General features: G+C 70.9%; 10 protein-coding genes. 8 read left to right on the plus strand and 2 right to left on the minus strand.

Going from position 1 to position 11,318, the window contains the following annotated elements; all coding sequences use genetic code 11:
• Positions 1-4: 4 nt before the first annotated feature.
• From ACFPIH_RS43190 to ACFPIH_RS43220, 7 genes are all read left to right on the plus strand, one after another.
• Positions 5-1,243, plus strand: coding sequence for a glycosyltransferase family protein (locus ACFPIH_RS43190; protein WP_381183557.1), 1,239 nt, complete (start codon positions 5-7; stop codon positions 1,241-1,243).
• The gene (locus ACFPIH_RS43195) at positions 1,240-2,430 is read left to right on the plus strand and encodes an N-acetylglucosamine-6-phosphate deacetylase (RefSeq protein WP_381183554.1); all 1,191 of its coding nucleotides are present in this window, start codon (positions 1,240-1,242) and stop codon (positions 2,428-2,430) included. The genes ACFPIH_RS43190 and ACFPIH_RS43195 overlap by 4 nt, the downstream gene beginning before the upstream one ends.
• Positions 2,427-3,551, plus strand: a complete 1,125-nt coding sequence (locus tag ACFPIH_RS43200; RefSeq protein WP_381183551.1) for a Gfo/Idh/MocA family protein — start codon at positions 2,427-2,429, stop codon at positions 3,549-3,551. Before ACFPIH_RS43195 ends, ACFPIH_RS43200 begins: the two co-directional genes overlap by 4 nt.
• Positions 3,548-4,300 (plus strand): 5-deoxy-glucuronate isomerase, encoded by a 753-nt coding sequence (locus ACFPIH_RS43205; protein WP_381183549.1) that lies wholly within the window; start codon positions 3,548-3,550, stop codon positions 4,298-4,300. The genes ACFPIH_RS43200 and ACFPIH_RS43205 overlap by 4 nt, the downstream gene beginning before the upstream one ends.
• Positions 4,301-4,362: 62 nt before the next feature.
• A complete protein-coding gene (locus ACFPIH_RS43210) occupies positions 4,363-5,145 on the plus strand; it encodes an SDR family oxidoreductase (RefSeq protein WP_381183546.1) in 783 nt (260 codons plus the stop codon).
• Positions 5,146-5,216: 71 nt separating this feature from the next.
• Positions 5,217-6,344 (plus strand): glycosyltransferase, encoded by a 1,128-nt coding sequence (locus ACFPIH_RS43215; protein ID WP_381183543.1) that lies wholly within the window; start codon positions 5,217-5,219, stop codon positions 6,342-6,344.
• A 309-nt stretch (positions 6,345-6,653) separates the two neighbouring features.
• Positions 6,654-7,712: a phosphotransferase enzyme family protein gene (locus ACFPIH_RS43220; RefSeq protein WP_381183540.1), complete on the plus strand. Its 1,059-nt coding sequence runs from the start codon at positions 6,654-6,656 to the stop codon at positions 7,710-7,712.
• Positions 7,713-7,815: 103 nt separating this feature from the next.
• Here the strand turns inward: ACFPIH_RS43220 and ACFPIH_RS43225 are convergent, their stop codons facing one another.
• Both ACFPIH_RS43225 and ACFPIH_RS43230 read right to left on the minus strand, forming a co-directional pair.
• The gene (locus tag ACFPIH_RS43225; protein WP_381183537.1) at positions 7,816-8,061 is read right to left on the minus strand and encodes a DUF3761 domain-containing protein; all 246 of its coding nucleotides are present in this window, start codon (positions 8,059-8,061) and stop codon (positions 7,816-7,818) included.
• Positions 8,062-8,268: 207 nt separating this feature from the next.
• Complete coding sequence (locus ACFPIH_RS43230) at positions 8,269-8,400, minus strand: hypothetical protein (RefSeq protein WP_381183534.1); 132 nt, start codon at positions 8,398-8,400, stop codon at positions 8,269-8,271.
• Positions 8,401-8,558: 158 nt separating this feature from the next.
• Between ACFPIH_RS43230 and ACFPIH_RS43235 the strand changes: the two genes are divergently transcribed.
• On the plus strand, positions 8,559-11,207 hold the full coding sequence (locus ACFPIH_RS43235) for a SpoIIE family protein phosphatase (RefSeq protein ID WP_381183531.1): 2,649 nt from the start codon (positions 8,559-8,561) through the stop codon (positions 11,205-11,207).
• Positions 11,208-11,318 lie beyond the last annotated feature (111 nt).

An 11,318-nucleotide genomic window follows, 5' to 3' on the forward strand; every position in this document is an offset into this window, starting at 1 on the left:
GCCGATGACGAACCCCGGCGCCCGCGCCCGCACCGTCGCCCTGTACTGGCACAACGGCCGCTCCCTGGGCCACACCTCCCGCACCGCGAAAGTCGCCCACTACCTGCTGCGCTCGGAGCACCCGTACTCGGTCGCCGGGATCACCGGCGCCTACCGCGGCCTGGGCCTCCTCCCGCCGGAGGTGGACGTCGTCAAGATCCCCTCCTTCGCGAACTTCGACGACCCCGACGGATGGCACCTGCGCCCGCGCCTGGCCATGGACACCGAAACCCTGCACGAGGTGCGGGCCGACCTCATCACCGCGTTCCTGCGCCACTACCGGCCCGACGTGTTGTTGAGCGACCACATCCCCCGCGGCACCGATGACGAACTCGTGCCGGCGCTGGAGGCCCGGTACGCGCAGCACACCGTCCTCAGCCTGCGCGGCGTGCTGCTGGACAAGGAGAAGACGACGCGCAAGTACTTCGGCCGGGACGGCCGCGGGCCGTGGGTGCTGGACCACTACTGCCAGTTCAACGTGCACACCCACCCCGAGGTGTTCGACCTCGCGGACTACTACGACATCCCGCCCGAGGCTGCCGACCGGCTGCACTACACCGGCTACCTCGCTGAGCCCTGCACCCTGCCCCGCGACCAGGCCCGCGCGCAGACCGGCATCGGCGCCGATGAACGGCTGGTCGTCGCCGCGATGGGCGGCGGCCAGGGCGCCGGGGACCTGTGGCGCGCGCTGTCGACGGCCCTGCGCGGCCGCCGCCACTTCTTCGACCGGGCCCTGCTGGTCACCGGCCCCTACCTGGAGCCCTCCGACCAGGAGGCATTGCGGCAGCTGTGGGAGGACGACCCCGGGGTGGAGATCCGGACGTACGAGCCGGACCTGCTGCCGTGGATGCGGGCGGCGGATCTGTTCGTCGGCGCGGCCGGGTCGAACATGCTGGGGGAGGTCCTGGCGACCAGGGCCAACACGATCGCGATTCCCCGGCAGATCAGAGAGAGCGAGCAGCTGGTCCATGCCCGGCGTCTGCACGAGCTGGGTCTGCTGCGCAAGGTCGATCTCCTGGACGCCCTCGGCGGCGCGCTGACCGACGCGGTGGCGCTGGCCCTCACTGAGCCGCTGGTCCCGGACGGCACCCGCTTCCTCTGGGACGGCAAGGCGTACGACCGCCACCTGCCCGGCGGCCCGGACGGCACCGCCTGCGCCTGCACCACCGCGGCGGCCGTCACCGGGCCGGGAGGACACCGGTGAGCGGCCTGTCCGGCGCCGGGTGTGCGGTCGTCCGCTCCGGCCTGCAGGTCCACACTGCGCCCGGGCGCCGGGGCAGCGGCGATGTGGTGATCTGCCGGGGCGTCGTCAGCGATACCTGCGTGCACGGTCCGGTGCCGGTCGACGCCGACGGGCTGCTGGTCGCCCCTGGCCTGGTGGACATCCACGTCCACGGCGCGTCCGGGCACGACTTCACCGAGCCCGAGCCCGCCGCCTGGCACGACGTGCTCGACACCCACCTGGCCGCGGGCACGACCACCGTCCTGGCCACCCTGGCGAGCACGTCCCCGGCACGGACGGCCGCCGCGCTGGCTACCGCCGCTGCTCTGCTGTCCGGCCCCGACGCCCCTACGCTGGCCGGGGTCCACCTCGAGGGCCCGTGCCTGGCCCACGGCCAGCGTGGCGCGCACGACCCCGGCCACCTGTGCACGCCCGGGCAGCTCCGTGCCGAGCTCACGCCGCTGCCGGAGGGCCTGCGCATGGTGACGCTCGCGCCGGAACTCCCGGGCGCCGACGCGCTGATCACCTATCTCGCGCAGGCGGGGGTGCGGGTGTCCGCCGGCCACAGCGCGGCAACCGCCCAGGACCTGGCCCGGGCCCGCCGGCTCGGCCTCAGCCACCTCGCCCACCTGTGGAGCGGCCAGTCCGCGCTGACCCGCCCCGTCCTGCACCGTGTTCCGGGTCTGCTGGAGGCATCGCTCGCGTCCGACACGGTCACGGCCGAAGTCATCGCGGACGGCCACCACCTGCCTGCCACCCTGCTGACTATCGCCCTGCGCTGCCTGGGACCAGACCGGCTGTGCCTGGTCTCCGACGCCACCGCCGGGATGGGCCTGCCCCCGGGCAGCACGTTCCGCACCGGGGCGAGCCGCGGCCAGGTCCACGACGGCTACGCCGCCACCGCCGATCATGCCAGCCTGTGCGGCAGCGTCACCCCGCTCGCGACATGTGTGGCCCGGATGCGGGAGATGACCGGAGCGCCCATCGAGGACGTGCTGACCATGGCGACCGCCACCCCCGCCCGCGCGGCCGGCCTCTACCCGCGCAAGGGCAGCCTGCTCCCGGGCGCGGACGGCGACGTCGTCATGCTCGACACCGACCTGAACGTGCGCCGCGTCGTCCTTGCCGGGCGCCCGTTCGCCGCGACTGCTGCGGAGCCCGTCCGGTGACCGGGGCGCTGCGGGTGGTGCTGATCGGGGCCGGACGGCGGACCCGAAAGGTCTATGGCCCCTGGCTGGCCTGTCTGCCGCCCCACCAGGAACAGCCGGTGGCGGCGCTGGCCGTTGTGGACACCGATGTCCGAGCCGCCCGTGAAGTGGCTGCCGCGCTGCCGGGCGCGGCAGCCGCCCGCCCGAGCGACCTGGACCACATCCTCGCGAGTGAGCGGCCCGATCTGGTGATCGTCGCCACCCCCGACGCTGCACATCGCGACTACGCGATGCAGGCCCTCACCGCGGGCGTAGCGACGCTGGTGGAGAAGCCGCTGGCGACCACCACCGAGGACGCCTTCGCTCTCGTCCACGCCGACACCGTCTCGCGCGGACGGCTGCTGGTCGGCCACAACCTGCGCTTCACCAACCTCCACACCCACGTCCGCGCGCTGCTCGCGGACGGACACATCGGCACGGTGACCGTCGCCGACTTCCACTACACCCTCAACGCCTCGCACTCCCGCTCCTACTTCACCCGCTGGCACCGCACCCGCGCCGCCTCCGGAGGCCTGGAAGTCACCAAGGCCTCCCACCACCTCGACCTGCTCGCCTGGTGGCTCGGCTCCCAACCGGCCGCGGTCACCGCCGAACTCGCACGCCGCAACTACTTCCCCGGCGCCGACGGCATCCCCGCCGACGCCGACATCCACGACAGCCTCAGCGCCCTGATCGAGTACACCTCCGGCGCCACCGCCCGCTACACCCTGACCACCGACGCGCCCACCGAGGGCTACACCTGCACCCTCCGCGGAACCGCCGGCGTCTGCACCGTCCGCTACGACGCCCGCTCAGGCCCCCACACCGTGCAGCTGCGCACCGCCTCCAACGGCGACGCCGGCGGCGACGGTGCCCGCAGGCAGATCGCCCGGGAGGAAGGACCCCACGCGGGCGCGGACCGCCGGATGCTCACCGCCCTGCCCCACGCCCTGCGCCAACAGCCCGGCGCCCCAACACAGTTCGCCACCGCCGCCGAAGCGGCGCTCGCCGTCGCCACCGGCACCGCCATGTACGAGGCCAGCCGCCAGGCCCGCCGCCTGCCGGTACCCCAGCCCCACCACATATCCGGAGAGCCACGATGACCCCCTCCACCGTCCGCACCCCCAACGGCCTGGACCTGACCCACCACCGGCTCGCCCCGGGCGCACCACTCGCCCTGACCGCCCGCCCCGGGCAGGAGAGCGCGCTGATCCTGCTCTGCGGCCAACTCACCACCACCCTGCCCGACGGCGAACACACCATCGCGCGCACCGACCCCTTCACCGAGCCCGCGGCCGGCTGGTACCTCCCGCCAGGCTCCACCGCAGACCTGACCGCCGGCCCCGACGGCGCCGACGCCGTTGAGGCGCACGCACCGGTCACCGCCGCACCGCCCGAGGCCATACAGCCCACCGCGATCACCGCGCCCGGGCGGGAGGTCCGCGGCCGCGGTTCGTTCGAGCGGCACGTCACCACCCTGCTGACACCGCCGCGCACCGCCGGGCTACTGATCGGCGAGACCCTCGCGTTCGACGGGCGCTGGTCCACCTACCCGCCGCACCGCCACCAGCACAGCAACCCGCCCATGGAGACCGAGCTCCAGGAGGCGTTCGCCTTCCGGGTACGGCCCGACACCGGCTTCGGGGTCCTGCTCGCCTACGACGACAGCGTCCGCGACGCCAACACCACGGTGCTCACGGACACGTCCCTGGCCGCCGTCCCTGGCGGCTACCACACCATCGCCGCCGCGGCCGGCCACGACCTCTACTACCTGTGGGCCGCGCACGGCGACACCGACACCCACCTCGCCCTGCACACCGACCCGGCCCACGCCTGGCTCCTGGACTCCTGAGCCCCACGCCCGCAGAAGGCCCTGCCCCCTGCACCACCCACCGTCATGAAGGGAACACGTCCATGAACACATCCACCTCCAACAACCGGGCGCCACGCGGTCTCGCGGTCGTCACCGGCGCCAGCGTCGGCATCGGCCAGGCCACCGCCCAAGCCCTGGAGAAGGCCGGATACACGGTCATCGCGGCCTCCCGCCGCCTGACGACCGTCCCGTCGGCGGACAGCGGCATCGCCACCCACCAGCTCGACGTCACCGACGCCGACTCGGTGGCCGCCCTGGAACGCACCGTCGCCGCCCACCCCCTCCCGCTGACCCTGCTCGTCAACAACGCCGGCATCCCCACCCACGCCGCCACGATCGCCGACAGCGACCTCGCCGACTGGCGCGCCACCTACGACACCAACGTGATCGGCGTCGTCCAGACCACCCAGGCCCTGCTGCCCCACCTCATCCGCCATCACGGCCACGTCCAGTTCATCGGCTCCACCGTCGGCCGCGTCCCCTACGAGCGCGGCGCCGCCTACGCCGCCAGCAAGTACGCCCTCACCGCGCTCGTGCAGACCCTGCGCCTGGAGGCGAACGGCTTACCCGTCCGCATCACCGAGATCGCCCCCGGCATGATGCGCGGCGACGCCGACGGCGGCGAATTCATGCGCACCCGCTTCCACAACGACCCCGCGGCCATCGCCGCCGTCTACCAGGGCGTCGACAACCCGCTCACCCCCGAGGACATCGCCGAGTGCGTGGTGTGGTGCGCCACCCGTCCCGCGCACGTCGACATCGACCTCATGGAGATACGGCCCCTCGCCCAGGCCGCCCAGCACAAGGTCCACCGCACCCACTGACCCCACCCCCCTCCGGGCCGGGGCCCCGTTCACGGCCCCGGCCCGCCCTACCAGCACCCGGGGAGACCGCCATGCCCACCGCCCAGCCGACCGACCGCCGCCATGTGGTGATGATCCTGCGCCACTTCACCGTGGGCGGCCTGGAGCGCGTCCTGCTCTCCCACGCCCGCATCCTGCTGGACGCCGGATGCGAGGTCACCGTCTGCGTCCTGGACCCGGGCCGCGACAACGCCCTCATCGCCGAACTCCCGGCGCAGGCCCGGCTCGTCACCGCGCCCCCAGGCCGCCTGGCCCGCCACGCCTTCCTCGCCCGCCTCGTGCGCGGCCACGTCGTTCTGCTCCAGTTCGGCGACGGCCGCCTCTACCCCTCGATCCGCCCGGCCCTGCACACAGCCCGCACCGTGATCCGCTTCTGCCACTCCGACTACTCCCACCTGCGCACCCGGGCGAAGAACCGCCTCGACAGGACCCTCGCACGCTGGGAGGACCACGTCGTGGCCGTGGGCGGCCGCTCCACCCGCTTCCTCCTGGACGACGTCCGGGTCCCGGCCGCCAAGGTCAGCACCCTCACCAACGCCACCGAACCCCGCACCACCCCCGCACCCCCACCCTGGCCCTGGGCAGCCGGCCCCTACGTCGTCGCCATCCAGAGCCTCTACCCCCACAAGGGCCACGACGCCCTCCTGACGGCTTTCGCCCGCGTCGTCGACCAGACCGACCAGCACGTCCGCCTCGTCATCATCGGCGACGGAGACCAGACGATCCCGCTGCGCCTGCTCGCCGACCGCCTGAACATCACCGACCGCGTCATCTGGCTCGGCGCAGTCTGGCGCAAGGACCTCGTGGACAGCGTGCTGGTCGGCGCCGCTGGCTTCGTGTCCATGAGCCGCTTCGAAGGAGTGCCGATCTCGGTCCTCGAAGCCCGCCAGCACGGCCTCCCCCTGGTCCTCACCGACATCCCCGGCCACCGCGACGGCGCCGCGGCCTCCCCGGCCGCCTTCGTCCCCGTCGACGACACCGCCGCCTTCGCCCAGCACCTCCTCGCCCTGCTCCACGACCCCCAGCCCCACCATCCCGACACCACCACCCTTCATGGCGAATGGGAGCGCTACACCCACGCCTTCCTCGGCATCGTCGCCCCCACCGGCGCGCTCCCGCACCGGTCCGTCCTCGATGCCGGAAGGAGCCCAAGCCGGTGAACAGCTGCTTCCAAGAGCGCTTGTACGGCCAGCAGTTCTTCCTTCCCGAGGCGGCTTCCGCGCTCCAGCAGAGGCGGGCACGGGGGCGAGAAAATGATCCGGAATGACCGCATCCTCCTGATAGCGTCGAAAAAGGCGCCGCCTCCGCCCCGGATCGTCCCCGTAGCGCAACCAAGAGCACAACAGCCGCCCAGGCCACGGTTGTGCCAGCGCCGACCGGCCCCACCGAACCCGCACAGCCGCAGCCCGTGCCTAACCGGGCCGCCGCATCACCAGCCTGCATCTCCGAGCCAACCACCGAGGAAACCCGTGCCGAAGTTTTCCCACGACCTCTCCCACGCCGCGCAGCTCGACCTGCTTGAGCGACTGACGCGGGCCGCGCTGACCGAGCACTACGGATTCGACGGCGCAGCCGCAGCAGTGGAGGTCCAGCAGTACGAGGACAACGCGGTCTGGCGGATCACCCCGCCGGACCACGACAGTTCCTTCGTCGCCCGCCTGTCCATCCGCGACGGACGCCCCGCCCACCAGCAGCGCAGCGAGATGCGATGGCTGGAGAGCCTCGCCTCCGCCCATACGGTCGCCGTTCCCGATCCCGTCACCACCACCAGCGGCCACTACGTGGTCCCCATCGAGGTCCCCGACCACGACGAGCCGGCCACCCTCGCCCTGCTGCACTGGCTCCCCGGCACGGCGGAACCCCCATACCGCCGACCGGGCACCGCGCAGAAGATGGGCACCGCCACCGCTCACCTGCACGAGCACGCGGCCACCGTGCACCTGCCCGACTTCGACCGGCCGGTCTGGGACGCGCAGACGATCCTCCACCACGGCCACGCCCTCACCGGCCCGGGTACCCACGAGCAGCTCGGCGCCGACGGTACCGCCGCACTGCGCAAGGTCACCGAGCTGATCACCCCGGCCCTCGAGGAAGGCGGCCCGACCGACCGGGGGCGCATCCACGGCGACCTGCACCGCGAAAACATGATCGCCCTGCCTGACGGCGGCGTCGGCGTCATCGACTTCGACGACTGCGGCACCGGCCACTGCCTCCTCGACATCGCCACCATCCTGTCCTCCGTCCACCGCATCGCGCACAACGAACCGGGCGGCTACGAGGAATTCGCCCGCGGCTACCTGGACGGCTACACCCAGGTGCGCCCCCTGCCCACCGACTTCTCCCGCCTCCTGGAGCCCTACCTGCTCCTGCGTGACGCCTTCATCCTGAACTTCGTCACGACCGCGGCCCCCGTGAACGCCGACGTTGCTTCCTGGGGGCCCCGCCGTATCGCCGGCATCGTGGTCAACATGCAGGCATACCTGGAGGGACGCCCCTACCCGGGCGCTCTTGGAATGCACCGACCGTAGTGAGTCGGCAGACCGGGACGGTGCCGCTCCGGGCAGCCGTCGGCCCGGATGCGGTGCGTCCCGCCTCGGCTCCCTGGTCGGGGCGGGACGCGAAGTGCAGGTCCTACCGGTACCAGTACTTCACGCCGCGGTGGCTGGAGCACGTGCCGCGAAAATGGGTGCTGTAGGAGTAGGTGCTGTCCTTGCACTTCGCCGTCGAGCCGCGCGGATGCGGGCTGTTGGCTTTACACACCCCGGTCGTGTGCCGGGCGCATGTCGCCGCCGCTGCCTCCGATGCCAACGCCAACGGCGCCAGCAGCACCCCTGCGACGACGACTGCCGTCACAGCCCCCTTCAACCTGGCCAGCATTCAAAGCCCCTCTCGTGGAACTGGAGCCGCGATCATCCGCCCCCAGTCCGGCGTTATGCGACAGATGCCAGCGCCGGTCACCAGGCCGTGACGGACGTAGCCGAACAGACACCGGGGGTTCGATCTGTCAGAACATCCGGCCGCTCTGTGATCGAATCCAAGACCACGCCCAAAACACTCGGTAGCCTCCACCGATCCTGGGGCGGTTCACTGCTCAGCCTGCACAGCGGCCTGGCGCTTGGCGCGTCGGCGGCCAACGCACCAAGTGATGGCGCTGATGATTCCGGTCGAGCCGAGAGCGCCGAGCAGCTCAGGGATGGCCTCGACGAGGATCTTCATGGGTTACGTCTCCTCAGGTTCAGGTTGCAGGCATTGCTGGAAGCCCACGGCATCGGATTCGAGGATCTACCTGCGGCCAGGCCGGGTGTGTCGGTTGGATGTTGTTCGGCTGACAACGTGGGGTTGTCGGCGATAACTCTGGCTGAGGAGTCTTCGGGGTGAGTGGGGGGAAGCGTCCGGGGCGCCCGTGGAGTCCACCCAAAGGGCCATGTCAGGAGATCAACGACATCGTTGCGATCATCCGTGACTGGCTGGACGGTGCCGGCATCACTGTCAGGGGATTACACGCGGCGCTCACGCAGGATCACTTTGCAGACGAGAATGTGCCGGACGAGCGCAAGCTGCGTGAACGTCTCGCCGGTGTCGGCCTGACCTGGGACACCGTCGAGGCCGTCGCGGACATCTGCTTCGCAGATGAGTCCCAGGCCACGACGGGCCAGCATTTGGAGAAGCCGAGGGCGCTGTGGAAGGCCGCAGAGGAGCAGCCCACGGTTGTCGGTGTGGACGGTGAACCTGCTGTGCCTGCACGCGAGCTTCTGCAAGCTCAGGAGCGCGCAATCAGTGCGCTTGAGGAACTCAACCGAGCCCGCAAAGCCTATGAGGCGAGCGAACGCGCCCGCCACCAGTCGCTGCAGATGGCCACCGTCTTGTTTGCGTTGCTCGGGCAGGCCCAGGCGCAGGTGAGGGAGTTGTCCCGTCGTCTTGAGTCGTTGCAGGCGTCTCCTGACGCCCTCAGCCGTGAGATCGATGTGACGCACCTGAGGCTCAGGCGGGTCGCGACGCAGGAAGATGATCTGCGTATCCAGCTTGCCCGCGCGGAAGCCGAACGCGAACGCGCCCAGGCGTTGGCCGATCTGGCCGCTCGTCGTATCGAGTACCTGGAGTCCGAGCTGCGCGGAGTTGGCAGCGTGGACCCTGTCGGTGCGGGCAGCGGATCGAGCGCGGTTGTGCTCGCTGAGCAGGTCCTGTTCGAAGCTGATGCGGACAGCAGACTTGACCAGGTGGACGCCACGCTCCGCAAGGCCCGTGAGGTCCTTGACCGCGAGCATGAGGCTGTTCAGGAGATCGCCGACGAACTCGGTGCTGAGTATCCTCCTGGGGTGGGCGACGGAGCGGTGCGGGGGCGCATCGTTCGCGTGAGCGGGGCCGAGGACGTCCCAGCGCCTTCCGAGGACGGGTTGTTCGGAACAACTCCGCACAACCGTCAGCCGGGGACCGCTCTCGTTGTACGTCAGGGCGATCGGATGCGGTTCGTCGGTGCGGCCGCACGCCGGATCTCTCGGGGCCTGGATCTGGACGAGATCGTGATGGGGCTGTGCCGGGCCACGGTACCTACGTTCGCGGATTCGATCTTTGTCTACCTGCGGGATCCGCTGCCGGTGGGGGACGACCGTCCGGTGGGGCCGGTGCAGTTGAGGCTGCGGCGCACCGACCGATTGCCTGACGAGTCGACGGGCTTCGACTCTTTCCTTCCAGTGGATCCCCGCACCGCCGAGGTGGACGAAGGCCCTGTAATGCCACCGGAAATGGTCGCCGTACGCCCAGGCAGCACCCTTGCCGAGGTTCTTCAAGGGGTGCGTCCGGTTTTCGGTGACCCAGCACACCACGACGCCCTGCACCAGTTACTGGGCGACGATTTCAACGGGCCCTCCGGCTCACGGGCCCTGCTGGCGCCGCTGCGGGGGCTCCGCCGAGTCGTTGGTGCCGCCGTCTTCCTGCGGCGCCTTGAGCGGGTCCCTTTCGAGCCGGACGATCTGCAGGTTGCCGGCCAGCTGGCCACTCAGACCGCTCTGGGTATCGACAAAGCCCTCCTCTACGACCGCGAGGCCTACCTCGCAGCCGAACTGCAGCGCAGCATGCTGCCCCAGACCCTCCCCCGCGCATCCGGGGTGCGTCTGGCGGCCCGCTATCTGCCCGCCGCTGAGACCGCACGCATCGGCGGCGACTGGTACGACGCGATCCCGCTGCCGGGCAGCCGCGTGGCGCTGGTCGCAGGGGACGTCATGGGCCACTCCATGACCTCTGCGGCGGTCATGGGCCAGCTGCGGACCACCACGCAGACCCTCGCCGGCCTCGACCTGCCCCCGCAGGAGGTCCTGCACCACCTCGACGAGCAGGCCCAGCGCTTGGGCACCGACCGCATGGCGACCTGCCTCTACGCCGTCTACGACCCGGTCTCACACCGCATCACCATCGCCAACGCCGGCCATCCCCCGCCCGTCCTGCTTCACCCGGGCGGCCGGGCCGAGGTGCTGCACGTGCCGCCCGGCGCCCCGGTCGGCGTCGGCGGCGTCGACTTCGAAGCAGTGGAACTGGGAGTACCGGCTGGCTCGACACTGGTCCTTTACACGGACGGCTTGGTCGAGTCCAGGATGAGGGATATCTCGACGGGCATCGAGCAGCTCCGTGAGCAACTGGCCGCGACGGCACTGCTCACCGAGCCCGGCGCGCCGCCACCGCTGGAGTACCTCTGCGACGAGATCCTGAACATACTCGGCCCGGGCGACCGGGACGACGACATCGCGCTGCTCACCGCCCGCTTCGATGGCCTTACCGCAAGCGATGTCGCCCACCAGTCCCTCGGCAACACGCACGAGGCACCTCTCGCGGGGAGCCAGTTCACCCGTCAGACGCTTGACGGGTGGGGCCTGGGGCATGTGTCGGACATCGCCGAACGGCTGGTTGGCGAGCTGATCACCAGCGCCGTGGACGCAACACCGATCATCGGGCCGATCGAGCTGCGTCTGATGCGCACACACGTGCTGCGTTGCGAAGTGCAGGACAGATCAACTGAAGTTTCCCCGTGATCTTGGACACGTGAGGGTTATGCCGCAAGGGTGTGTTGATGCCGCTGCCTGGTCTCGGCTGGGGTGAGGTAGCCGAAGATCTTGTGCTTGCGGAGGCGGCGGCGGTTATAG

The organism is Streptomyces vulcanius (assembly GCF_042653945.1).
GTDB classification, from domain to species: domain Bacteria; phylum Actinomycetota; class Actinomycetes; order Streptomycetales; family Streptomycetaceae; genus Streptomyces; species Streptomyces mangrovi.